The organism is Chitinophaga sp. S165, assembly GCF_003182155.1.
Classification (GTDB): domain Bacteria; phylum Bacteroidota; class Bacteroidia; order Chitinophagales; family Chitinophagaceae; genus Chitinophaga.
In genome coordinates this window covers 25,573-51,283 of sequence record NZ_QGTG01000004.1, presented here as the reverse complement: position 1 = coordinate 51,283, position 25,711 = coordinate 25,573, and the positions used below count along the sequence as shown (strand labels likewise).

Below are 25,711 nucleotides of genomic sequence, written 5' to 3'. Positions count from 1 at the left end.
TCAGAATTTCAGGTCCAGACCAAATGAGAAGGTAGCTGCATTCGGATAGCTACGTCCTGCAATAGCATTGTAATTGGTAAAGGACAGTTTATCGTCAAACTGTGTGAATTCCGGGTCCACACCCAACTCGCGGAAACGGCGGGGAGTGAATGTCAGCAGGTTCTGGCTGGTGAAATAAACCCTTGCGCTCTGGATGTGCAGCGTCTGACTTACACTACGAGGCAGTGTATAGCCGAACTGCAGGTTCTTTAAGCGCAGGTATTTTGTATCGAACATCCAGTAATCGGAATACGCAAAGTTGTTGGCATCGGCAGTACCAATAGTGAGCCGTGGATAAGACGCATCCGGATTGGTAGGCGTCCAGCGGTCAAGGTGCTGCTCGAAAGCATGGTCCTCATTGTTGTGGAATGCCTCTACGATGTCACCACGCAGGAACTGGCTTCTTTTACCAACACCCTGCCAGAACATTGAGAAGTCCCAGTTCTTCCAGTTAGCTGAATAATTGAATCCGAAAGTGTAACGTGGGAAAGGATTGCCAAATACATAACGGTCATCGGCATCGATGGTGCCGTCGCCATTACGGTCGATATAACGGATATCGCCCGGCATCACCTGCTGGTTGTAAGCAAACGGCACCTTTGGAGCGTTCTTGATATCGTCCAGGTTCTGATACAAGCCGTTTGACTTATAACCATAGTAGGAAGCGATCGGGAAGCCTTCCTTGATAATGAATGAGAAGTCAGAACCCTGTACGGATTGTTCACCGTATTTCACGATCTTGTTCAGGTTGTCTGACAGGTTACCGGAGATGGTATGATTGACAGCTCCGGTTTTTGCATGATAAGACACTGTTAACTCCCAGCCTTTGTTCTGCACTTTACCTACGTTCTGCAGAGACGCGCCGATACCGGCAGTACCAGGCACTACCTGGAACAGGTAGATACCATCAGTATTTTTATTGAAGTAGTCGAATGATGCGGAGACCTTATTATTAAACAGGTCTACATCCACACCATAGTTGCTCATAGTAGAGATCTCCCATTGCAATGTCTCATTGTAAGCGGAGAAATCGGCACCGGTGTTAGGTGTGTTATTGAACGGATATTTACCGGTGTTCAGTGTTACCCTTGCCAGGTAGTTGAATCCTCCGATGTTGGAGTTACCCACCTGTCCCCAGGAATAACGGAACTTCACGTTACCATACTTTTCCTTGAAGTCTTCGAAGAAGGCTTCGTCAGTGATCCTCCAACCCAGAGAGAACGCCGGGAAGAACTGCCACTGATGACCTGGAGCAAGTTTGGAAGAACCGTCATAACGCCAGGTGAATTCCGCCAGATATTTATCGTTATACACATAGTTCACTCTACCGAAAAGTGAGTTCAGCGCAAACAGGTTAGGATTGACGAACTCGTTGTAGGTACCAATGTTCGCATAATCGAAAGTACCATCAGGTTTAGGAATATATCCACCGCCGATGCTCCAGTCGGGATCCAGGTTAGTGGTACCGTAACGGGTAGCTTTTAAACCATATTCTTCATTAATGGCGTCACTACGACCGCCCACCTGTGCTTTCACATAATGTTTACCAAAGGTATTCTCATACTCTGCTGTAGCATATACGTTTGAGGCAAGATCTTTGAATTCATATTCATACATCTTGTTGTACAATGGAGGATTGGCCGTGGTATAATAAGAAGCGTAACTGTATTTGTTCTGACGATCGGTCTGGTTAGTGATCGTATAAGTACCGGAAGCGTTAAAATTAAGTTTGAAATGCTTTACCGGGTTGATGGTAATATCAAGACCGCCCAGCAGGTTGTCTTTCTCTTCTTTGTTGAAGCCTTGTGATTTTAACTGTGCCAGTACGTTATTACTGTTCAGTGACGGCACTACGAAATTACCGAGTGAATCAAGTACAGGATAGATACGAGGCGTACGGATAGCATCCCTGATCAGGATACCGATGTCTGCCTGTTGCCTGCGTTTAATCCCTTTGGTATAGGCAAGGTTCACATTTACTTTTACATACTTGCTCACATCGACAGAGAGATTTGCCCTGGCGTTGTAACGCTTGTAGAAGAAGTCCTGGTCAACATAAGAGTTCTGCAACATGTTGCCCTGGTTCACATATCCCAATGAAACAAGGTAGCTGCTTGTTTTGCCGCCACCGGTCATACTGAGGCTATGGTTCTGCATAGGTGTATGGTCGCGCAGCATTTCCTTCAGATAAGCAGGTTCTGAACCGCGTTTATGCCAGAAGTTGATATCATCCGGAGAGAACTGTGGCGTTTTACCGGAGTTCACCAGTGCTTCATTTTTCAGTGTCATGTATTCCCATGCTTCCACGTTACGGGGCAGTGTGGTAGGTGTTTGCCAACCATAGATGCCGTTGTAGGTAACACTTGGTTTCTCGTCTTTACCACCTCTTTTGGTTGTGATATAGATAACACCGTTTGCAGCCTGGGAACCGTAGATAGCAGAAGAAGCGGCATCTTTCAATACGGAGATGCTTTCTACATCATAAGGGTTGAGGTTTTGCAAACCATCCTTGCCAGCCTGCACACCATCAATAATGATAAGCGGGGAGTTACCGGTCAAACTACCTACACCACGGATGTTGAGGGTAAGCTGAGCACCCGGTTCAGCGTTGTTCTGCTGGAGGATCAGGTTAGGCGCCGTTCCCTGCAAGGCCTGGAACATGTTAGCAACGGGCCGGCCTTCAATATCTTTAGTGGAGATCGTATTGATGGCCGCCGTTACCTGTGTTCTCTTTTGTGAGCCGTAAGCGGTAACCACTATCTCTCCCAGGTCCTTAGAGTCGGCAGTGAGCATTACGGTAATATTAGTTCTTCCGCTGATCCCTACTTCCGATGGGATGTAACCAACGGAAGAGCAGACCAAGGTACCATTGGCTTGCCCAGCTGGGATCTTTAGCGTAAAAAAACCCTGATCATTTGAAGTGGTACCGACATTGGTACCCTGCAAACGAACATTGACATTCGGGATACCTTCTCCCTTATTGTTAACGATCCGGCCATTGATCGTGATTTCGGCCTGTTGAGGTGTGGCAGTAACTGCCTGACGGAGAATGATCTTGTTATCGATCATTTCGAATTTGATGTCCAGCGGAGACAACACCATATCCAGTACTTCGCCCAGTTTCTTGTCTTTCACGGACAGAGAGATCTTCTGCGCTACTTTTATTTCGTCATTTGAATAGACGAACACATATGGTGTTTGCTGTTGAATTTTCTCCAGCACCTGCCCGAGCAGTTCATTATTTACCTGGAGACTAATACGGTTTTCAAGTGGGATGTTTGTGTCCTTAACCTGTTGTCCCTGGCCGTATACAGTGTGATCTGCATTAGCAGCAAATGCACTCTGCGCCTTCAGGTCGAGCATGTTCAATAACGCCATGCAGACAAAAAGCGGGAGGAACAACGAGCGGAAAAGTCCCGAAAAACGCATGGGTAGCGGTCTTTCTTTCATAACGCAGCTGTTTGTGAATGAATTGATTTGATTGATTAAATAAACGAACGTGACCTATTCTGTGATCAGTAATGTGCTATCTGTAATTGTATAGTGGAACGCTTTGGACCTGGCAAGATAATACATGATATCCTGCAGGCTGTTGTTCTGGAAAGCCCCCGTAAGCCTATAATAGCGGGGAGCATCGCTGGCGAAGGTGACCTTCTTGCCGAATGTTCTTTCCAGTTCGAATGCTATCTCTTCCAGTGTTCTGTCGCGGAATACCAGTCTTCCTTCTGTCCAGGCTTTATCATCTTCTGCGGAAGTAATTTCTTTAACGATAGCCCTCTCACTATCATCATCGGTAACAACCTGGCGGTACGTCACTTTTTCATCTGGTGTGATATAAATGGTATCAGGTTTCTTCCCTGCTTCATAGGCCGGTATGAATGCTACTTTACCTGTTTTTACAGATGTTTGTACAGCTTCATTTTCATAAGCGCGGATATTGAAGGAAGTTCCGAGTACATGGATGCTACCTGATGAGAGATGTACGATGAATGGTTTCTTCGGATCTGCAGCGATATCGAAGAAGGCCTCACCGGTAAGATAGACCTCGCGGGAGTGACTATTGAACACTTCCGGATAAGACAACTTACTATCGGCGTTCAGCCAGATCTTGCTACCGTCTGCCAGTTCTATAACGGCCCTCGTAGCTTTACCATTCTGACGTTCCATCAGTTTGGCCACTTCTATCTGCTGTTGTTTGGGCCTGAGTGCCACAACGGCGACGGCAGCTATTAATATTGCGGCAGCAGCAACACCTGCCCATTTCCAGGGGAACATCCTTTTTACAGGAGTTACGTTTACGTTAATATTGATCCTGGACATGGTACGTTGCAAGGCCTGCTCTGTTTCGACAGAAGAATGATATGCCGATACTTTGAAGTACTGTTGCAGCAACTGGTAGCGTTCGCGGAGTTCAGGATAATCCTGCAACATCAACTCAAGCTCCTGCTGCTCTGCGGTGGTAGCTTCTCCTGCCAGTTTCCTGGCGGCTAACGTGGTAAATAATTCTTCGTTTATCATACGCGGTTGTAGTAGAAGGACAGAGAGAATAGAAAAACTACTTACAGGGAATCCGGTTTTTTATTTTTTTCTTTTAGTCTGTTGGTGATGTATGGGCCTATCACTTCGTTCAGGCGTTTCATAGCACGGAATAATTGCGTTTCTACTGTGCGCGGAGAAATGTTCAGGATCTCTGCTACATCTTTATATTTAAATCCTTCTTCTTTGATCAGTTTAAACACACGACGGCACTGGTCGGGCAGGCGGCCTACTTCCTGGTCCATTTTGAACAGGATCTCTTTCCACTCCATTGTGCGTCCGGGATCAATTGAGTTGGTCAATTGTGAAAGTCCGGTGTCGTCATTGAGGGGAGTGATACGTAAGGAGGAATATTGTTCGAGATAATTCAGCGAGTGATTTTTAACGGCCACGAAAAGGTACACTTCGAGATTGGCGATCTTTTCGAGTTCGTCACGGCGGTTCCAGATCTTTACAAAAACATCTGAAACTATTTCTTCCGCGGCTTCGCGGGTGTAAACGTATTGGATGGAGAAGTGTAACAGGCGGTCATAGAAATGGCGAAAGAGCTCTGAAAAAGCCTTTTCATCGCCTTCACATGCAATCTGCCGCTGCCAATATCTGATATCTTCACTGTTACTCATACGGTATGTACTAAGCTTAGTTTACATACGGAAAGTCCCCCGGAGGTAAATATAATGATCATTATCGCGGAATTATCCCCCTTTATTATGTTGGTATAGTCCTAAATTAGCCTGATCTAGAGAAGTTGGTAAATTATCCGATCAAGATCTTATCAGTCTTCACAACGTTGTTATTTTTGTATCATTTTATTTTTCCGGCTGGCATAGTACTCATTGGGCTGTTAAATCTTTAATTATCAGTTTTCGACACGTGCTTTTCTGTTCCTTCTTATCAGGCTCCCGCCCAGTCTGCCTTACCGGCTGGCCCGGAAGTTGATCCGGTATCTATATGAGGACAGGTAATTCCGGAAAACTACTTACAGGAGTAAAAAAAATATTTGGAGAGTCTTGGATTAGGAATAATTTTAAATCACACTGTAACTATATATAAAAGAACATATAAGTGTTTTTTTGACAGAAATTGCGTAATTTTAATAGCTATGACTAAAAACAGAAAATGTAACCTAGTATGATGTCATCTACATTTACTACCATATTGGTGATTATTGCGGTGTTCGCCTCGTTGTCATCTTTGGCAATCACGCTCCTGAACGCATCCCGGGAGACGGCCAGACTCAAGAGAATCCGCCGATTTCCACCAAAGTCACTGGTGGTAGAAGACAAATCAGGACATGTTGTAGTGCTTGATCTCGAAAAACAAAATGATACACAACAGATACTCCGTACCATAGATGTATTATTAGGGAAATAGTTCTTATTATTTCATTCACTTTATCACTATCGCCTGGTTAAATACCATCATCCACTATATTTATTTAACTATAACTATTATCCTATAAAACCACTTTCATTCGTTGGAACAAGAAAATTCACTGGTTGCTAACCCATCCACGCAATCTTCCAATACCCAGCAACCTAATTCGACATCCGCCAGTATAGCCGGCGCAGGAGGTGGTACCTTACTGGTGCTGCTGGCGAACAATCTGCCTGATAATTATCCTCTTAAATCATGGCTGGTCATCCTCGCGCCCAGCGTATCCATTGTATTATCCCTGTTCTGGAAATATATTTCCCGGAAGTCCAATGCATACTTCAAAGTGAAGAAAATAGAACGGTCAAAGAAGCTGCTGTTGCAGAAGATTGAGAACGCGCTACAGAACGGGATCATATCTGAAAAGGAAGCTATAACACTGCGAAAGAAAATGCGGGAGATCGAGCTGCAAAGCATCGATAACCTGGCCAACAAGATCAAGTCTATTGATTTTGAGGAATAGCAGATTTTCTGAACTTCTCACGCTGGGCCAGATAAAGCCCACCAATCACCAATATTGTACCGGCGAAGGTAAACCATGTGATAGGCTCATTGAGGAGCATCCAGGAGTACAGGAAGCCAAATACGGGGCATAGGAACAGCCACAGAGAAGCCCTTACTGCATCTTTACGGACAAGGTAGAACCATAACTGCAAGGCAATAACCGAAACAGGGATGATCAGCCAGCCGACGGAGAGCCAGAACTCTGTGTTGAAATGTGTCGTCTCAAAATTGGCGAAAGCAGCGGTGATGGGAATGAAAAGCAGTCCGCCGAGAAAGACCTGCCAGCCGTTAATGGCCAGATTAGGAAGTGTCCATTTAATACGGGCATAATACACAGTGGCCACCGAAACTGATAACATTCCTGACATAAGAATGATGATACCGCCTACGGTAGCATGGCTGTCCTGCAGTAATGGGTAGGTAGCGATGGCCACACCTGTCATTCCCAGGAACATACCTGTGATCTCATACCACTTCAATTGCCGCTTCATCCAGAGGGCTGAAATGACCATTATAAATAAGGGACTGGTGGCCGTAGATAAACTGCCGATACCGGCAGATACTGTTTTCATAGCGATCACGAAGCACCCCAGATAGACAGTGGTGTTCAAACTGCCGAATATCGTCAGGTGCAGCCACTCCTTTCCTTTGGGTAACGGATGTTTTCCCTTCTGTATCAGATAGGCGAAGATCAGCATCCCCCCTCCTGCCAGTAAGAACCTGACATTAGCAAGGATGAGCGGATCGGCCGCATGGATGCCAAATTTGGTGGCAACTGCAGCTGATGCCCACAGTAAAGCAAAGAGAAGACCTATGACGAGCTGGCGCATTATTATTCCTGTCGGTTTGTAATCGGCTATAAAAGTAGATATTTCCTGATGTTATTTTAACAAAAAGTCCCTGAGAGTACAAGCAGAGTTATAGCAGAGAAGACGGAGAGTTATAGCAGAGAAGACGTATATGGGTAAAAATTGGATAGAAAGTATCATTAAAAAAAATAACAGCCAGGGGTAGTACCACCGGCTGTTATTTTTTTTTAATATCCGGAAGGAGCTTATTGCTTTCCGAAGGTAACACCCTCGAAATTGTCTGTACGGAAAGGACTGGCCGGCAAGCCTGCACCATTGTATAAGTTACCGTCAGGATTATTCGACCAGCTGTAACGTACTGCCACGGGCTTGGCCACTTCGCTGCTGGAAACTGTTACACGGTTACCGCTGATAGTCGCATCTGCCCAATGGAATTTCTTATCCGCACCTGCAATCTCGAATCCTTTCAGCGTCCCGTTCTTTGCTTTCAGCCCATCATCTGTAAACTTGAAAGTGAGAACAACCTTATTTCCCACGATCTGTTTGGATTGATAGATCGGTCCGGAGTAAGGTATCTTCTCCCCGTATACCTTCGCCCTCGCGATCAGGGATAAACGACGGGCTACCTCCTGCTTGTTCTTTGGATGAATATCTTTGTCATCACCAATGTCAATCGCGGAAGCCATACCTGTATTAGGCAGGGATAACGCCATTAACTGAGCTTCACGCAATTCTGCCCAATCAGATTCCACAGGCTGCGACTTCTTCTCTGTGAAGTTAGCCAGTTGTACAAAAAAGAACGGGAAATCGCTTTTCCATTGTTTGCGCCAGTCTTTGATCATCAGGGGAAATAATTCCCGATATTGGTATGCTCTACCCACATTTGCTTCTCCCTGGTACCAGATAGCGCCACGGATCGAATAAGGCAGTAAGGGATGGATCATTGCATTATAAAGCAGCGTGGACTTATTGGCATCGGATGGTGATTGTGGTGTAGCGAGGCGCTCCAGCGCTTTCACAGTATCTGCAAAAGCAGGCATCTTCTTCAGGGATTCCCCACTTGTCCATGCTTCCGCTACTGTTCCACCCCATGAACTGTGGATAACACCTACGGGTATATGCTCATGACTATTTATTTCACGTGCGAAAAAATACCCCACAGAAGAAAATTCAGGGACACTCTGTGGAGTACACACCGCCCAGCCACCTTCCCATGGCGTAATATCGTCTTTTGGCGACGTGCTTGTTACGTGTTTCGCCTGAAAGAAACGGATCTGAGGATAATTGGCCGCGGCAATCTCCTGTTCATAATTCAACACTTTTCCCCATCCTTTAACGGGCATCTCCATATTAGACTGGCCCGAAGCTAACCACACATCCCCTACCAGTATGTTGTCCAGCGTTATAGTATTGTGACCGGCGATAGTCATTGTATACGGACCTCCTGCAACCTGGGCAGGCAATTGCACTTTCCACTTACCATCCGCAGTTGCAACAGCAGTATAGGAGCCTTGTTTGAACTTAACGGTCACCTTCTCTCCCTTGTCGGCCCATCCCCATATATTCAGGGGTTTATTTCGTTGTAATACCATGTTGCTACCGACCAAAGCGGGTAAACGAACATCAGCGTAGCTATTGAGGATAAGTGCTGTTGACAGGAGACCTGTCAGCATTGGTTTTAATAACGTGGTCAATTGCATGAACGGTAAATTTTATTCCGCCGGTCAAGGTACAAAATGGGGAATAGATGCGCAATATCTTTCGGGACAAAGTATGCGAGGTTGCGGCATTTATTGTCCTTTTTATGGCCAGGTATCATTTTGGCACGAAATTGTTATAGTCTATCTGCATAAAACGATAAGATCATGATAAACGGTATCATAACATTCGACTTCGACATCAAAGCACTGCACTACCTGAATAGTAACAGCCGTTATATCAAAGCTACTGCAGATGCGAGCGGCGATACGGACATAGCTTCCGCTGCCTTACAATATTATAAATCGACTACTAATCATCCTGATATACAACTGGAAAATGAAGCGGACGTGAATAGGTTCAAACATGTGGCGCGCCGCTTTTTCAGTGAGTTCAGTCAAAACTGATTTTCATTCTTTTGTTTCCCCGATGTTCATTCATTGTTCCCCCGTTCATCCATTGCCCCGGTTTCATCCATTTAACTCCATCATTCATTGTTCCCCCAACGGGTTTTCATTCATTGTGCTTTCCCCGGCATTCATTGTTCCCAAGGCAAGCATCCATTAAACAAGACTAACCTCAATATCGTCCATTACCCAAAAAAGTAAGCAGCCTGCAAAGTCACATTTGCGGGCTCTTTTATATAAAAAAAAGAAGGTCGCCAAGAATGACAACCCTTTCTAACCATATCCTAATAAAAACCAAGTTCTTTACTTCATATGCGATAACATATCAAGTGTAATATTTTGAATAAGATGTTTTTCTTGTGTAATTATTTCAGTATAGGGAAAGGGTGGGACCTTTTTTATTGTTAGGACAGTATCAAATTTCTTTCGTTGCTGATACAAATATATGACCCGCATTCATATTGTTTTGTAGTAGTATTACTACACTTAAAAAAGAGTGGGGCGACTCTTCTACAAATGGCCACCCCACTGCATTTCAGCCGATCATTTATTTAATTATTTTTTCAATATATTACCTAATACCTGCATAAAATATCCTCCTACTACACTTCTTGCCTGGAAGCCGACCATCTTTCCATCTTCTGTTTCATGCCAGTCGCTCAATGGTACACGTGACTGTGTTTCCTGCGCATACTTATACACAGGATCCACCAGGGCAGCGAAGTCTGACTGATTGTCCGTCAGTGCGGCAGTCCACAGTATCCAGTCGGATTTAGTGTATTTTTTACGGCTATCCAGTGGTAAGCCATATTTTAACTGATGTGCCAGATAGTATTTTATTTCTTTCTGATAAACGGATTTCGGGAATAATCCGAGGTTTAATACCTTGTCCCAAACCAGGTTGTACTTCTGACTCCAGGTACCTTTATTTTCGAACGCGAGTGTATAGTGATCACCATCTTCCGCCAATGTCATCCATTTAGGGACCATCTCTGTTGCTGCGGTCCTATATTTCTGAGCTGCTGTTTTATCTCCCAGCATATCCGCCAGCATAGCGTAACAACCGAGTCCTACGATCGCCTTTACAGAGAGGTTTGCATTCCTTGCCAGGTGACCGGCGAAATCGTCTGTACACAATTGGTTAGCGGGATCAAAGCCTTCCTTCAACAGATACTCTGCCCAGGTGGTCAGTGTTTTCCAATGTTGCTTTGCATAGTTCGCATTACCTTCTGCCTTCGCAATTGCTGCTGTCAGAATGATCATGTTACCGGATTCTTCTACCGGCATACCTTCTCCATATGCCTGACCATTTGCCAGCGGATATGTTCCCAGATCGTGCGCTGCATATGGCTGTGTATACTTACCACTTTCGCTGAAGTAGAATATTCCATTCAGCATTCCCTTCATCAGATCAGGGTTGTACACCAGGTACAATGGTGCTGAAGGATAAGTTACGTCCACTGTATTGATACAACCATTGCTGAAGTTCTCTTTTGAAAGGAACAGGATCTCTCCCTGCGGGCTCTTCACCAGCTTGTGTGCGGAGATGCTTTGACGATATCCCAATACACAAAGCTTGGCATATTTCTCTCCTCCCGCTTTCAGTGCTGCATCATATATTTCCTTGTCAAATGCAGTGCAGCGTGCAATAACAGCCGCATAGCCATCCTGCGCTTTTTTCAATTCCTTCTCTATCGTATAGCTATCATCTTTCTTCCACCAGGGTTTCAGATTAGTTCCGAAATACTGAATGGAATAAATATCGTCATACCCTACCAGGAACACCTGTTCTTTTTCAGTGCCATCCACCTTTCCAAGAGATACGGTTGTATTCAATACCAGCTGTGTACCTTTATCGACAGTAGCAGGTTTACGCTTGCCTGCAAATGTGCCGGCGGCAACGCCTTCCTTCGTAACATATTGTTTAGCGCCGGCAGACTGTGGTACAGCTACATAAAGATATCCCCAGTCAATACGCAGATCGTCTCCTTTCTTAGCCAGTACCGGTTGTGCGACAGAGCCGGTTTTCAGGATAGACAATCCTTCGCTATTATATTGCTGTGCGGTCACTTCCTGTGCAGCTGTATTCACGGCAAGATCGGATGAGGCTCCAAAATACACTTCTACTTTATGCTTCCGCCCGTCATTTGCTTTTACTTTATAAGATACATAAGAAACAGGACGGGACATCAGGTCCAGATCTTTCAACAACAATGGAGAAGTGAAGGTCAGTTTCAGGTCCACTTTTCCACAAGTGAAGTCATAACTGGTCTGTGTTGCTTCAAGCGTAATATTCTTCTGTTCCGCCTGCAATATCTTATCCACCAGTTTATCTTTTTCTTCTGTTACGATACCTCCGTCAAGGTAGGCACCACCGCGTGTATTGGTACAATGCATGGCCAGTACATTGTTGCCTTTACGCAGTTTCTTTCTTACATCGTCACTGATAGGGAAATATTCCATATGGTTTAACCATCCCACGTAACTATAGATAAGCTCTCCGTTCAGATAAACTTCTGCGTTATCGTCGTGGTTGATCTTCAGCAGCAGGTTATCCACATTGGGATCATCTACTGTGAAAGTTCTACGTGCCCATACGTCGTCCGTAAACCAGGGAGTACCGCTAGTCTTTTTTTCTTTTTCAAATGGCGCATTTCCTGTTTTCCAGTCTGCGTCATTAAATTCGGGTGCTTCCCAACCCTTTGCAGGAGCTGTCTCTGTATACCGCACCTGATAAGGCGCCATATCAGCAGTTGCTGCCAGCGCACGATATGCATGTCCGGGGGAACCTAATACTCGATAGGTTACACCATCCACCTTTACGAACCCCGTCAGAGATTGCTGTGTTCCTGTCCAGTGACGGGTAGTGGAAGCTGTCAGATTATCCGTTGCCGACCAGACGCTGAAATAGGGATCGTGCGTGATCAACGGATAGGCAGGCGCCTGCTGTTGTTGCGCATACAGCTGTTGTGCCAGCAATACGGCTGCAATACCAAAAATTCTTTTCATGATTTGTGGAGCTTTATATAATGATTATAGAAAACGTGGATACGCGCCGCTACCTCCGCGGCAATGGCAGTGTTGTTGAGACTCATGGACCTGAATTAAATAATACCCGTGGATTAAACTTAACTGCACACAGTAACACCGTCACCCGCGAAAAATAGAGATTTTTTTCGGGAAACGTATTCTTTACGCTTATTTTTTCCGGATTGGAGATCTACCTTCGTATGTTTAAGCTGTCATACGGGAAGCGGCGCGTGTTGCCGGGCTCTTTTTTATCTTCTTATTCCTTCTACCCCACCATATATACACGCCGGTCACGGGCAGGCTGGCGCAAACCAGGCTCGCCATGAACATGATAATCTTACCGGGTATTCCGGCTATTGCTCCAATGTGGATATCGTAGTTCATATCCCGCAGTTTATCTGCAAACCCGGCTTTCGCATATTCGCCGGTATAAGGGCCTTTTGCTGGCAGTATCGCTAATGTATTCTGATCGAAATAATAATTGTCCATCTTATAATATGTACCCGGCCTGTAATTGACTGATGCGGAAATAGCTGCCGAATCATCCGCCGGATAAGATATCATTATACCTGCATCTGCCGGCGCTTTCTTTCTTAGATCCTGCCACACCTGATCTTCCGGCGTCTTGTACAATGCTGTTTTAGTTTTATCAGACAATGGCGGTGCATCCACTGGCAAATGCTCTCCCCCTGATGTTACGTAATACAATGCATTGCTGAACCACTGGAAGCCCCATACCAGTCCGGTAGTAGCGAGGATCAGTCCTATTGCCATCACATAAAATCCCAGCACGTTGTGCAGGTCATAATTCAACCGTTTCCACTTTGCACTCAACTTCACAGAGAACCGTTGTTTGGCGGCTGCTTTATTTTTAGGCCACCATAACACCAGGCCCGTGATCAGCATTACAAAGAAGATCAGTGTTACAGACGCCGTTACCGGCTGACCGATCTTCTCCGGCAGCCACAGGTAATAATGTCCGTGTAATATAAAATGGAAGAAATCGCCTTCTTCACTCCATACCTTGATAACTTTACCGGTGTACGGATCCATGAAGACCTGGTAGTAATAATCCGGATCTGCTCCGAAGAACATTACTGTCGCGCTTTTGTCCTTTCCGGGGTAGCTGATAAGATTGGGCTGCTTATGAGAAATCTCTTTAACTGCGATGGCTTTTAGCGCTGACGGGGATAGCGGTGTTGCGTTCGTACTTGCCGTATATGTATATGGTTTCGTGATGCTTTCTATTTCCTGCTGGAATGCCAGGATACAGCCTGTTACGGCAATTATGAAAACGCCGAGGCCGGAAGTGAAGCCGAGCCATAGGTGTACTTTTCCGATAAGTTTTTTAACAGTCATAAGCAATTACATTCGCCAGGTTGCGGGTAAAGATGCTATAATTAGTAATGAATGTTTGCTCGAAAACGGAATTTCTTTTGGACTTCTGTGATTCAAGGGTTGGGCGGTTGCTATTTAGGGATCACTCTGGTTTTTGAAGTTATATATGGGATGCGGATATGGGATGCTGTGATTATAGCCCTGACCTTCTAGCTCAGGGATGCAGACTGGGACGCGGAGAGGGGCTGACAGTGATTATAGCGTTGACCTTCTAGCTCACGGATGCAGGTGGGGCCACTGGCTGCAGTTCTTTGAAGTTGCCTTGATATTTGGCTCTGGTTGGGCGGTTGGGCGTTGGTAGTTCTATTGAACCCCTGGGTACGTCGTATTGAGCGTACTTCAAATAACTGAGGCCAGTGGCTCCCACCCGCACCGCTCGCTGCGGCCGGTCTCCAAAATAATTGCAGGAGTCTGGCTCCCATGCTTTATCACGTTACGATACTTGCATGATATCCTTTATAATTCCGTTATGACCAGTTAAGATCCTATTGTTTGATCACCTCTTATGATCACCTCTTATGATTGCCTCTTATGATCACCTGGTATGTTTAATGGTTGTGTTTATCCATCATGATTGGCTATCATGATTACCCATTGTTTTTTGCCATTCTGATTCCCAAACCTGATTGCACTTATGAGTTCGTACAACGCAGAAAGAAGTGACTGTGATTAGTACAAATGATACAACAACCTGAATTGAGCGGCCGGACATCAGCCGTATAAAACCATATGGTCAGGATAATGTTGGGCGGCAAAAACGGCATAAATGGCATATCCGGCAATAAAGTACGCTTTAAACATGGCGTTAACCCGACGTTACTACGGCGTATCCCCTTAGTAACCTACATTCGTATAAACTAATATTATATGCCGAAATTTATTGGTGGTCCGCCGCCCTTTATTGGGACTCAGGATAATCTCACAATATATCTTATGAACGGAGAATACATCATCCGTACTAAAAGTTCGCTTACTGGTAAACGTGTTAAACGTGATCCCGCTTTTGCCAAAACTATGATGTATGCCGGATGGCTTAAACAAGGTGCACGTATCGCTTCACACATATATAGACAATTATCCGATGATAAACGTGTGTATAAGCGATATCGTGAACTCACAGGAAAAGCCATGTTGCTGTTAAAAGAAGGGTTTGATGCAGATAATGTCATCACTATGTTGGAAGCCGTTTATCTGTCTCAGCCAATGGAGTACATAGCGGGTAAAGACCTTGATAGATGCAGTAAAGGCTGCAGTGAAAACACTGTTTCAGAAGTTGGCCTTCTCCCCAATTTAGTGAAGAGCAATGAGGGGAAAGCTAATGATAGATGCAGTAAAGATCGTAACAAGTATTGTGGTGAATACGCCCGCAAGCCCGTTGGGAAATGTGTTAAATGTAATAGAGCACAGACACGATCATGCGTAAGCAAAAGTGTTGTAAGTACTACATGTAAGCTTAATAATAAATATTGTAAGGGCGATGTTCTGCATAATAAATATTGTAAGAGCGATGTTCTGCAAGGCTTAGATGCAACAATAAATGTAACAGTATGTAGCAGGAAATGTAACGGTGAATCCAAGGAAGAATATGAGCTTGATTACGCACACGAATATATGTTGCTGTGCTATTATTTTAGGGACCGACCGCAGCGAGCGGTGCAGGTGGGAATCACAGGCATTAGTTGTTTGAAGTACGCTGATGCGACAGATAGGGGTTTAATAGAAATACTAAAGCCTATCCGCCAATCAAAGCTTAATAGCTAGGGTACTTCAAAGAACTACAGCCAGTGCTCCCACCTGCAACCGTGAGCTAGAAGGTCAACGCTAGAATCACTGTCAGCCCATATTCGCTTCCAATGCAAATAGTGCGGCAATGAATTACAGTGATCCCACCTGCAATCGTGAGCTAGAAGGTCAACGCTAGAATCACTGTCAGCCCATAGTCACTTCCCATGCAAATAGTGCGACAATGAATTACAGTAATCCTACGTTCAACCGTGAGCTACAAGGTCAACACCAGAGTCACAGCATCCTATATCGCATGCATAATAGCACACTATTTACTCTTGTAGATCTCTGAACCTGCTAACAGGAAACATCCAAGACCGTAATCCTCAAAATCAGGAATCTTGTTGAAAGTTACAGGCTGCCCGTCTGACGGTTGTTTGCCGGTGCTTTGAACATAACCCAGCATGCCGTTGTCATGAACACAATCCTTCACAAGCGCATTCCATGCTTTTAACACCGCCGGCTGATAAGTCTTCTTGTCAAGATAACCATTACGAACACCCCACGCCATGCTGTAAACAAATAGCGAAGTTCCAGTCAGTTCCTTGCCGCCAAAGTTAGTAGGATCGTGCAAGCTGGCATTCCAGAAGCCGTCAGTACGTTGCAGCTTGAGGACAGCGGCAGACATATCTTTGAAGTCCTGAAGATATATTTTGTAGTAAGGAGAACTCTTCGGCAAGTCTTCCATGGTACGTACAAGCGATGCTAATACCCAGCCATTACCACGGCTCCAGTAACAGTTACCGCCATTAGGTTCTTTATAAGGAGGTACGAAATCCTTGTCGCGCCACCACAGGTGCTCCTGCTGATTGTATAAACCATTGCCGCCATGTTTGAATTTTGTAAAGGCATACATCTCGTACATACGGTGGAAATAAGTAGTGTCGTTGTATAACTTGCCAAGGCGCGTCATTACCGGCATCGCCATCTGAATGGCGTCAATCCAGTCCCAATCGTCAATGACATCGGTCGCCAGCATACTGTCGATCGAGGCCTTGATATCGTGTATACGATTGGGTTGTTTATCTATCTGGTAGAGGTCAATGTAAGTCTGACCACAAGCCTGGTTATCTGCATTGCGGGTAATGATACCTCCGCGTAAGCCCCAGTGATGCTTGTCGCCCCATTGTACGGCGTAGTCATAGTAGCTTTTCTGCGGATCGATCTTGTATAATGCCATCAGGCCTTCGTAGTAGACGGCGCGCGTCCAGATGTTGGAAGGCCATGTCTTATGCAGTACGATCTCTTTACCGGCATCCGGCCATTTGTCCATGAAATAACGGTTAACGAGGGTCAGGGTTTTCAGCACTTCTTTTTTCGGCGGCAGTGATTGAGCCTTTACAGGCAAATAACTGCTACAGCTTAGTAAGATAGTGGCGGCTAAAAGTTGCATCTTCATTATATATAGTTTTTACGTGGATTGAACGTGTATCAGGGCATTGGCTGAAGTCCTTCCCACATCACATGCCATTTGCCATTGCCGGGGATGCCTGGCAATGGATCAAGGCAGCCGTCGTATCCGGCGCACATCATGGCGACAGCGGTAAGCAGGCCTCCGTTGCCGGGCAGATATAGACGCAAACGTTCGTCCTGGTAGTTGTGGCCGTTAGGTAACCAGGTGTTCGTTTTTACAGGCATGAATAAGGCGTCGATGGCTTTATCAGGCATGCCGAGACGGGTGGCAGTCATCGCTGTTAAAGGGAAATCCCAGCCCCAGGTTTCCTGCCAGTTCCAGGAGGTCCATATTTTGTTGAAGGTGCGACGCATAACTGCGGAATCAACATGGGAGCCTGCTGGTAACATACCCAAAGCACCCAGTACAGCCGGATGATCAGTCATGTATGGTGGATTCGTGTATGAATCGGGTGCGCTTTCCGCTGCGAGATATAGCCCATCTTTCTGAGGGAGGACTGAGAGACTGTCCAGGATGTTGTCCCAACGGGTATTACGGGGCATTCCGAGGCGGGTACGCCACTGCTGTGCGGTAGTAAGGCCCCAGCGCCAGTAGGCCAGCTCGAATGTGGCGTTAAAGGTGCTTTCCGGCTTAAAACGTTCCTGGGCCGGGATCATGCCTTTGCCCAGTATATAGCGACGTGTGGTGCTGTCGTACGAGGCGTACGATGCCATGAAATCCGCGGTAGCGAAAACGAGATCTTTATACTTGTTCAGTGTTCCCTTGTCGTGGTAGTGCCGGTATAGCAGTTCCGTCATATAAATAAAGTGAGGCTGCTGCCATAACAGGAAGGCGCCTATAGAAGAAGGGCTTTCATTGCCTTGCGGGTCGGTCATCTTCTGCCAGCGGATGCCTTCGTAACCCTGTCGTTCGGCAATAGCCTTTGCTTTCCCTGCAACGGTGGCATACCATTGAAGGCTCTTCTCAAGCATATCCGGACGATTCCATAACGCAAAATGAACGGCATGCCACCAGTGCATTTCGAGGTGAGGTTTGCCGAACCAGCTATTATAGGTCAAGCCGGTTTCCTGTGGCGGCATGTTACCTGCACATTGAACCGCCATCAGGTATTGCGAAAGGATGATACGACGTTCGAGCTCAAAGGCACGCGGATCTGTGCTGCCGAGGAAATCAACGGCTGCGCCCAATTGCCAGAACTTATGCCAGTGTTCTTCGCTGAGCACACGCACTGTTTCAAAAGGCGGAAGGGAACGGGTAGTAGAAGGACGCTCTTCACTAAAGCGGAAATCACAATCAAAACGGGCCACATCAGCAGAAGGGGTAATGATGTGATCATGCCGCTGTTGCTGCGCCATGGTCATAGCGTCGGAACCAGTCACCTGTAAGAAATATTGTGTTTTGTCAAGTCTGTGTTCCAGCGTGAAGGAACGCTGCCCAACTTCTACAACACGGGAAATGTGTTTTTCAGGATACTGACGGTTCACCCCTGCGTCGGAAAAAGTACCCGTGGGATAAGGGAAGCGTATCTGGAGTTTAATGCGACCTTCCCTGAGCAAAGCAGATTCTAGTCTGACTGCGACGAGGTCAGTCTCAGGATGCACTGTGGTCTGCACTTCTACAGGGATGCCTTCTACTGTGAAGCTGCTATGGATCACACCATTCCAGAGGTCCAGTTCCTGGTTGATCTGTTTAATGTCGGACAGGCGGCAGGCGGCGCCATTCTTCAGCAGGATCTGTAGTCCGATATTGCCTAACTGCAAACGGTGCATGTTCTGACGGAACCAGTCTGACGCCAGCTTGTTACGTTCCGGCGTATTCCATTGTACTGCGTAGGTGATGTCCCTGTTATGCAGATGATATGTTTTAAGACTTTCTTCAAAGCGGTAACCGGCAGTATCGGTAAAGCTGTGCCATCCCCATTCGGATTGCGTACCTAGTGGCACGCCCTGGCTATAAGCGTCGGGAAATGATTGCAGTCCGGTGACGTCTACGGTAAAGGCGAAACCACCGTTGCCGAGTGTGAGAGATGCAAGCGAATCTGGTTTATTATTAACAACGTTATGCCGTTGTACCAATGCCATACGGTTAATGAGCTCCTGGCTCCGGGAAGCGGAGCTGACGAGCAGCAGTGCCGTACAAAATAATAGCGCGTATAACCGGGTTTGTATCCTTTTATTCATGATGGTGGAACACATTTCAATAAATGTATGGAAACGTTTGCGCAAAAACGGATTATTAATTTGCAATATCTCCTTCAGGAAAGTGTCCTATGGTGTCCTATCAATCCTGATAACAAGTGGGACAGATTTTATAATTTAGTCTGTATGAAAACATTTTCCCTTCTCCGATCCGCCACCTGGCTGCTGATCCTTTGCGGCAGTATGCAGGTGCGCGCCAACACCGGTCAATCTGCCGACGATAGTACCCGGCAGGAAAAATATGTACTTGTTATACATGGCGGTGCGGGCACTATACTGAAAAAGAATATGACCGCGCAGAAAGAGGCCGCTTACAAAGCCGGGCTGGAAGAAGCGCTGAAGACCGGTTATAAAGCTATCCAGGCAGGCAAAAGCAGCCTGGATGCCGTGGAAGCTACCATCAGGGTACTGGAAGATAATCCGCTGTTTAATGCCGGCAAAGGCGCTGTATTCACACATGACGGACGTAATGAAATGGATGCGGCGATCATGAATGGCAAAACGCTGGAAGCGGGGTCTGTGGCAGGCGTGTCTACGATCCGGAATCCGATCTCTGCGGCGAGAGCGGTAATGGAAAAGTCGGAACATGTGATGATGGCGGGACGTGGGGCAGAACAGTTTGCGAAGGAAGCGGGTCTTGAAATTGTAGATCCTTCCTATTTCCGTACACAGGAACGTTGGGATGGACTGCAGAAAGCGTTAAGAGAAGATTCTATCAAGAGTAAGCTGGACCATAGTTACCGGCCAGCGGGAAAACTGGGCATTGAAAATATCGACAACAAGTTCGGTACTGTCGGAGCTGTGGCGCTTGATAAAGCGGGTAATCTTGCAGCTGGAACATCTACCGGAGGTATGACCAACAAAAAATATGGACGTATCGGAGATGCTCCTATTATTGGTGCGGGCACTTATGCTAATAATAAAACAGTAGCGGTTTCCTGCACCGGTTGGGGAGAGTTTTTTATCCGTAGTGTTGTGGCATATGACCTTTCGGCGCTTATGGACTACAAAGGACTAACGGTGCAGGAAGCCGGCAAGGCTGTGATTGAAAAAGTAGGTACGCTCGGTGGCAATGGTGGACTGATAGCTTTGGACAAAAATGGCCACGCTGCACTTCCCTTTAATACCGAGGGTATGTATAGGGGCATGGTGACTGCTGATGGAAAAATAACGATTGAGATCTACAAATGATGGATAGTTCCGGGAAACTCCAGGACGGAGTTTCCCGGTTAACATTTTCATGTCAGTATAGGGTATTAGGATATAGTTATTTTTTTAGCGGTCGTGCGAAACCGCAACAGTTCGTTTTATTAAACAAAGCTGTTCTCAAACAATTTTCCAACTCCGGGGACAGGGCTTAGAATGTCTTTGGACGCTGCAGCAGCGCCAAAGGTCATTAAGACCAATGGAAGAAGGCCGGCAACCGCTAATATTGAGCCTATTGATGGAACAATTACTGAGATGATCTTAATGGCAGTCCAAAGGATCACAGTAAAGATAAAAATGCCCAGTGCCTGGTTGAGGTGATACCGTACCAAACAGCTTTTATCCGGGCTATTTTTATAGTGGACATAGCTATATATCCATCCAATCAATGTGATGTAGGCAATAATAGCCAACGTTTGGTTTTTCATAAAAGATATGGTTTAATTTTTCCGGATAAGGTTACAGTATTACTACCGCTGCCATTATCCTTTGCCATCAATTATTTGGGTGGGTTACCTTTCAGTTGTCGTGTCTGCGGTTACGATACCGGCTTTTGCAGCCTGTGTATCACGAGTGTTCTTTTGTACGCTGATAGCGCCGAAAATGCTCAGCAGGAAGGCGAAGGCATAGAAACCTTTCTCACTTGGCAACAGTGTCGCATTCCACAAGCCTACTGTCAGCAATACGATACATAAAATAGTGGATACCCAGCTGATACCATAGTAGATATCGGTTACCGGTATTCCTTCCAGACGGTCTCTTACGCATTTCTGCACAGATACGCCGGCAAACAGGCCATACATCAGTATGGTGAAATAATAGCCTTTCTCATTGAGCTGCATTTCAGCGTTCCACAGTCCAATGATGTAACCTAACACTCCTATAAATAATGCAAGCCAGGAGGTAGCAATAAAGGCAAGTGATGGTTTTTGCTTCATGTATGTTGTGTGATAATTACGATGTAAAAGTAGATCAAATTACAGGGGCAGGGAATAGCGGTTTTCAGGTATAATTCGACAGGATTCATTATTTTGGTCCTCAATATCCAGGATACTTATGCAATATAATAAGGGGACCCATTTGATTGCGACATTGCATACAACTGACAACCAATCACTTAATACATTCGAGGCATTCAGAACGTTGACCGACGAACTTATTCTTACCTGCCAGTTACAAAAACTGGGCGAAGTATATCATAACTTCTCCCCTTCCGGTTATACGGGAGTGGTATGTCTGAGTGAAAGTCATCTATCCATACATACCTGGCCGGAACACGGAAAGATCAATATTGATATTTATCTCAGCAACTACCTGCGTAATAATGACGGCACGGTAGATAAAATATACAGCGCGATCAAAGGTCATTTTAATGCGACTGTTGAACAAGAACAATTCCTCAAACGCTAGACAATGACGGAGATCCCTATCACTTATCCATGCCCTTCCTGTAGCAACGTAGTCACATTTACATCCAAACATACTACCGTAAAGGTATGTGCATGCGGTACAGTGTTGAACAGAATGCCTGACGGCACTGTGCTGTCAAGACCTTTCCATACCATTTCCGATAAAGCAGCTGTTATAGCTCCAGGTACTACCGGCAAATGGGACGGTAAGACGTTCAGAGTGACCGGCCGTTTCAGGACCTGGACATCTGAAACTGTATTCAATTACTGGACAATTATATTTCAGGATGAAACTGTTGCGTACCTGATGGAGGGATATGGCATGTATGCCATTCTTCTGCCAACGTCAACACCGCCGGAACTGAGCGGTGATGCAATCGGCCAAATGAAGCCAGGCGCAAATAAACAGCTGAATAATGTAAGATATACCTTACTACGTAAGGACCGTTGTAAGAAATGGGACGTAGAAGGTGAACTACATATCCCTGAATGTAACACTACCTTCAGTACGTATGATTTTACCAGTCCCAGTGGCAAGTTATTACATGTCATTGAATACTGGGCAAAGGTACTGCCTACCTATATTGTACACAATACAGATATTACAACGCTTGCCCTTGAGGAGACACGCCCGTATGAAAATCCAGGCTTGAAATTTACCTGCCGGTGTGGCGATGAAGTACATGTCGAAACCTTCCCTTTTGCACAAAGCTGTGTATGCCCTAAATGTGGCGACTGGTATGTCTATGAGAATAATCTTCAGTTTAACAGACATACGAAAAAGAACAAACAGGATATTAAACCTGCTATTACACTCGGCGCAACCGGCATCATAAAGGGCATATCATATAAAGTGATCGGTTTCATTGTAAAAGAGGAATACAATGCATATAGTTCACAATGGAGAGAATATACCTTATTCAATGAACGCGAGGGTTTTGCCTTTCTAAGTGAGTATGATGGTCACTGGATATACCTGCGGGAACAAGGTAAAACACCAGCTCCCGATGATCTTGGCATACGTGGATTTAATTATGATGGAGACAGTTTTGATCTGTTCAACTCGTATACCTATGGTATTGTTACAGCCAGAGGGGAATTTCCTGGTAACACATTCAATGATGGAAATGTAAAATGTTCAGAATTCATCTCTCCTCCCACTTTATGGGCCAGGGAGCAAAGTCCGGGCGAAGGTATTGTCTGGTTTAAAGGATGGCATGTAGATGCAGGCGATCTTAAAAAAGCTTTTGGTGATGCTATTATCCGGCCCACCCAATCTGGTGTGGGAGTAGTACAGCCGAATGGGTATGTTAATCTGACAAAAATGCTGAGGAACACACTGATAGCAGCGGGTATCTTAATACTGCTGCATCTGGCGGCCACTTCCTTGAACAGTGAGCGCCAACTGTTTGAACAGCAATTTTCATTTCCAGATACGGCTCATACACAAACTGCGGTGATCAATAATATTCACCTGGAGAAACGCAAGAGTAACGTCATGTTCAAGCTCTATGCTCCGGTGGAAAATACCTGGGTTGAAGTAGAGGCGACACTGGTAAATACAAAAACAGGTACGGAGTACAGTTCAAGTAAAGGAGTTGAGTTTTACAGTGGTGTAGAAGATGGCGAACGTTGGTCGGAAGGAGATCCGCAGGGCACCTTTTATATCAATGAAGTTCCGGCCGGCGATTATACGTTGAAACTGGACGCTATACGTGAGCAGGGTTTCTTTCCTGTGAAGCTATATACGATCGCCGCTTATTACGATGTGGCCAATACCAGGAACTTGTTTATTTGTCTGGGGTTATTACTTATATGGCCCATCTTCAAATATTTTTCAACTTATTTCAGCGAGCGGCAACGCTGGTCAAACAGTCCTTATTCAGCATTTATAACTGCAGGAGATGAATAAATTCAACCCATTCCAACCGGAATCGTCATTGTTTTCTTTCCGGTGGTTTATTGTAATTACGGCCCTCATTGGCGGATTGTTGTTCTATTCGGACACTAACGGATGGCGGCTATTTTCTGGCGGTCAGCAGCAATGGAGCGCTTCCGGCCCACGCGGATATCATAAATAACTTATCAAACAACCTAATATGTCTAACGCACTTATCAACTCTGTTCTCTATTCCTTTATAGGTATTGCTATCCTGGCCATCGTGTTCGCGCTGCTTGAGATATTAACACCCAGGCATAACCTGCGTAAGGAGATCATGGAAAAGCAGAATATGGCAGTAGCTGTATTTGCAGGATTTCTAATGCTGGCTATTGCCATCATCATTGCATCTGCTATTCACTAAGTAACGCGAACCAATGTTTAAAAAAGAAAACGGCGCACAGTGGCTGTTATTGACGGCAGTATTTGTTATTGCCACCTGTGGATTGATCTATGAACTGGTAGCGGGCACCCTGGCTTCTTATCTGCTGGGGGACAGCATTACACAGTTCAGTACTATTATTGGCGTGTACCTGTTTTCGATGGGAATAGGCTCTTTCCTGTCCAAATATTTCAACAGTAACCTGTTGTCCTGGTTCATCAGGATAGAGTTATTGGTAGGGCTTGTAGGAGGATTCAGTTCCGCCTTACTTTTTATTGTATTCCCGCTGGCGGCCTCCTTCCGTATTATCCTGTATGCTATTGTACTGATCACCGGGATACTTGTCGGATTGGAGATCCCGCTGCTCATGCGTATACTGGAGAATAAAGTGGCCTTCAAAGAGTTGGTAAGCCGTGTATTCACGTTTGACTATATCGGCGCCTTACTTGCCTCGCTGATCTTTCCGTTGCTGCTGGTGCCTCACCTGGGACTGATCAGGACCTCCCTCTTTTTCGGCATCCTTAACGTGGGCGTAGGCTGGTACCTTGCGCATCGTTTCACCAATGAGATCAGGCAGGTAACGCTGTTAAAGGCAGCGGCAATTACATTACTACTGGCGCAGCTGATCTGCTTTGTGTTTTCGGAGAACATCATGAGTTACAGCGAGACGATGACCTATGACGACAATGTGGTCTATTCGACATCCACGCCGTATCAGCGTATCGTGCTAACTAAGAACAAACACGAACTGCGGTTGTTCCTGAACGGAAATCTGCAGTTCAGTTCTGCGGATGAATACCGTTATCATGAGGCGTTGATACATCCAACATTTTCTTCTCTCAACAGCCCGGAACAGGTATTGGTACTGGGTGGAGGAGATGGTCTTGCTGTAAGGGAGATATTGAAATATCCGTCAGTCAAACAGATCACCCTTGTTGACCTGGACCCGGCTATGACAAAGCTCTTCTCTCGCCAGGAAATACTTGTGAGGCTTAATGATTCATCTCTGCTGAACAATAAAGTGCATGTACACAATGCAGATGCATTTACCTGGCTGCGCGCTAACAAAACGTTGTTTGATGCGATCGTGGTTGACTTCCCTGACCCTTCCAATTTTTCTATCGGAAAGTTATACAGCACCTCATTTTATCAGTTGCTGAAACACGCGTTGCGTCCGGATGGTATTGCTGTCATACAAAGCACATCTCCCTATGTAGCGCCTAAAAGCTTCTGGTGTGTGGACACTACTTTACGTTCCGTAGGATTGCATACCATCGCCTATCATAATTATGTTCCCTCTTTTGGCGAATGGGGATATATCATGGCGACTCCTGAGGAGCCACATCAATGGTTCAGCCACATACCGGCGCCACTGAAATTCCTGAACCCAACTACACTGCAACAGATGCTGACATTCCCGGAGGATATGAAGGCACATCAGCTACTAGACATTAATAAGCTCAATAACCAGGCACTGGTAAAATACTTTGAAGAAGAGTGGGGCAAATATCTTGAACATTAAG

Annotated in this window: 21 protein-coding genes; 10 read left to right on the top strand and 11 right to left on the bottom strand. The window is 45.6% G+C overall.

Annotated features, from left to right (window positions below; all coding sequences use genetic code 11):
- The 3 genes from C7475_RS17410 to C7475_RS17400 are packed head-to-tail and all read right to left on the bottom strand — an operon-like array spanning window position 1 to window position 5,198.
- Window positions 1–3,489 carry a TonB-dependent receptor gene (locus C7475_RS17410; protein ID WP_110054690.1) on the bottom strand — a complete coding sequence of 1,163 codons (3,489 nt, stop codon included), beginning with the start codon at window positions 3,487–3,489 and terminating at the stop codon, window positions 1–3.
- A 54-nt stretch (window positions 3,490–3,543) separates the two neighbouring features.
- A complete protein-coding gene (locus tag C7475_RS17405) occupies window positions 3,544–4,557 on the bottom strand; it encodes a FecR family protein (protein ID WP_110054689.1) in 1,014 nt (337 codons plus the stop codon).
- Between the two features lie 41 nt (window positions 4,558–4,598).
- Window positions 4,599–5,198 (bottom strand): RNA polymerase sigma-70 factor, encoded by a 600-nt coding sequence (locus tag C7475_RS17400; RefSeq protein WP_110054688.1) that lies wholly within the window; start codon window positions 5,196–5,198, stop codon window positions 4,599–4,601.
- 508 nt (window positions 5,199–5,706) lie between these two features.
- Between C7475_RS17400 and C7475_RS17395 the strand changes: the two genes are divergently transcribed.
- Window positions 5,707–5,949, top strand: coding sequence for a hypothetical protein (locus tag C7475_RS17395; protein WP_110054687.1), 243 nt, complete (start codon window positions 5,707–5,709; stop codon window positions 5,947–5,949).
- Window positions 5,950–6,052: 103 nt separating this feature from the next.
- A complete protein-coding gene (locus C7475_RS17390; RefSeq protein WP_110054686.1) occupies window positions 6,053–6,472 on the top strand; it encodes a hypothetical protein in 420 nt (139 codons plus the stop codon).
- Here C7475_RS17390 and C7475_RS17385 read toward each other — a convergent pair.
- Both C7475_RS17385 and C7475_RS17380 read right to left on the bottom strand, forming a co-directional pair.
- On the bottom strand, window positions 6,453–7,343 hold the full coding sequence (locus C7475_RS17385) for a DMT family transporter (protein ID WP_110054685.1): 891 nt from the start codon (window positions 7,341–7,343) through the stop codon (window positions 6,453–6,455). The genes C7475_RS17390 and C7475_RS17385 overlap by 20 nt on opposite strands.
- A gap of 224 nt (window positions 7,344–7,567) precedes the next feature.
- Entirely contained in the window at window positions 7,568–9,022 is a 1,455-nt protein-coding gene (locus tag C7475_RS17380) for a sialate O-acetylesterase (RefSeq protein WP_110054684.1), read from the bottom strand.
- A gap of 165 nt (window positions 9,023–9,187) precedes the next feature.
- On the opposite strand from C7475_RS17380, the gene C7475_RS17375 reads away from it, so the two are divergent.
- The gene (locus C7475_RS17375) at window positions 9,188–9,427 is read left to right on the top strand and encodes a hypothetical protein (protein ID WP_110054683.1); all 240 of its coding nucleotides are present in this window, start codon (window positions 9,188–9,190) and stop codon (window positions 9,425–9,427) included.
- Between the two features lie 555 nt (window positions 9,428–9,982).
- On the opposite strand, the gene C7475_RS17370 is transcribed toward C7475_RS17375, so the two are convergent.
- Both C7475_RS17370 and C7475_RS17365 read right to left on the bottom strand, forming a co-directional pair.
- The gene (locus C7475_RS17370) at window positions 9,983–12,436 is read right to left on the bottom strand and encodes a glutaminase family protein (protein ID WP_110054682.1); all 2,454 of its coding nucleotides are present in this window, start codon (window positions 12,434–12,436) and stop codon (window positions 9,983–9,985) included.
- 225 nt (window positions 12,437–12,661) lie between these two features.
- Window positions 12,662–13,816 carry a PepSY domain-containing protein gene (locus C7475_RS17365; RefSeq protein WP_110054681.1) on the bottom strand — a complete coding sequence of 385 codons (1,155 nt, stop codon included), beginning with the start codon at window positions 13,814–13,816 and terminating at the stop codon, window positions 12,662–12,664.
- Between the two features lie 906 nt (window positions 13,817–14,722).
- Between C7475_RS17365 and C7475_RS17360 the strand changes: the two genes are divergently transcribed.
- Window positions 14,723–15,616, top strand: a complete 894-nt coding sequence (locus C7475_RS17360) for a hypothetical protein (protein ID WP_110054680.1) — start codon at window positions 14,723–14,725, stop codon at window positions 15,614–15,616.
- Window positions 15,617–15,908: 292 nt separating this feature from the next.
- On the opposite strand, the gene C7475_RS17355 is transcribed toward C7475_RS17360, so the two are convergent.
- Window positions 15,909–17,039, bottom strand: coding sequence for a glycoside hydrolase family 88 protein (locus C7475_RS17355; protein ID WP_110054679.1), 1,131 nt, complete (start codon window positions 17,037–17,039; stop codon window positions 15,909–15,911).
- A 32-nt stretch (window positions 17,040–17,071) separates the two neighbouring features.
- Window positions 17,072–19,234: a hypothetical protein gene (locus C7475_RS17350; RefSeq protein WP_110054678.1), complete on the bottom strand. Its 2,163-nt coding sequence runs from the start codon at window positions 19,232–19,234 to the stop codon at window positions 17,072–17,074.
- Between the two features lie 144 nt (window positions 19,235–19,378).
- Here C7475_RS17350 and C7475_RS17345 point away from each other — a divergent pair, with 144 nt between their 5' ends.
- Window positions 19,379–20,443 (top strand): isoaspartyl peptidase/L-asparaginase family protein, encoded by a 1,065-nt coding sequence (locus C7475_RS17345; RefSeq protein WP_110055044.1) that lies wholly within the window; start codon window positions 19,379–19,381, stop codon window positions 20,441–20,443.
- A gap of 119 nt (window positions 20,444–20,562) precedes the next feature.
- Here C7475_RS17345 and C7475_RS17340 read toward each other — a convergent pair whose 3' ends face one another.
- Both C7475_RS17340 and yiaA read right to left on the bottom strand, forming a co-directional pair.
- Entirely contained in the window at window positions 20,563–20,886 is a 324-nt protein-coding gene (locus C7475_RS17340; protein WP_110054677.1) for an import component protein, read from the bottom strand.
- A gap of 84 nt (window positions 20,887–20,970) precedes the next feature.
- Window positions 20,971–21,396: an inner membrane protein YiaA gene (yiaA, locus tag C7475_RS17335; protein ID WP_110054676.1), complete on the bottom strand. Its 426-nt coding sequence runs from the start codon at window positions 21,394–21,396 to the stop codon at window positions 20,971–20,973.
- 118 nt (window positions 21,397–21,514) lie between these two features.
- On the opposite strand from yiaA, the gene speD reads away from it, so the two are divergent.
- The 5 genes from speD to C7475_RS17315 are packed head-to-tail and all read left to right on the top strand — an operon-like array spanning window position 21,515 to window position 25,710.
- A complete protein-coding gene (gene speD, locus C7475_RS17330; protein WP_110054675.1) occupies window positions 21,515–21,868 on the top strand; it encodes an adenosylmethionine decarboxylase in 354 nt (117 codons plus the stop codon).
- 3 nt (window positions 21,869–21,871) lie between these two features.
- Window positions 21,872–23,779, top strand: coding sequence for a DUF4178 domain-containing protein (locus C7475_RS17325; RefSeq protein WP_110054674.1), 1,908 nt, complete (start codon window positions 21,872–21,874; stop codon window positions 23,777–23,779).
- On the top strand, window positions 23,772–23,948 hold the full coding sequence (locus C7475_RS33015) for a hypothetical protein (protein WP_158286531.1): 177 nt from the start codon (window positions 23,772–23,774) through the stop codon (window positions 23,946–23,948). The genes C7475_RS17325 and C7475_RS33015 overlap by 8 nt, the downstream gene beginning before the upstream one ends.
- Window positions 23,949–23,966: 18 nt before the next feature.
- Window positions 23,967–24,170 carry a DUF350 domain-containing protein gene (locus C7475_RS17320; protein WP_110054673.1) on the top strand — a complete coding sequence of 68 codons (204 nt, stop codon included), beginning with the start codon at window positions 23,967–23,969 and terminating at the stop codon, window positions 24,168–24,170.
- 13 nt (window positions 24,171–24,183) lie between these two features.
- Entirely contained in the window at window positions 24,184–25,710 is a 1,527-nt protein-coding gene (locus C7475_RS17315; RefSeq protein WP_110054672.1) for a polyamine aminopropyltransferase, read from the top strand.
- The last annotated feature ends 1 nt before the right edge of the window (window position 25,711 follow it).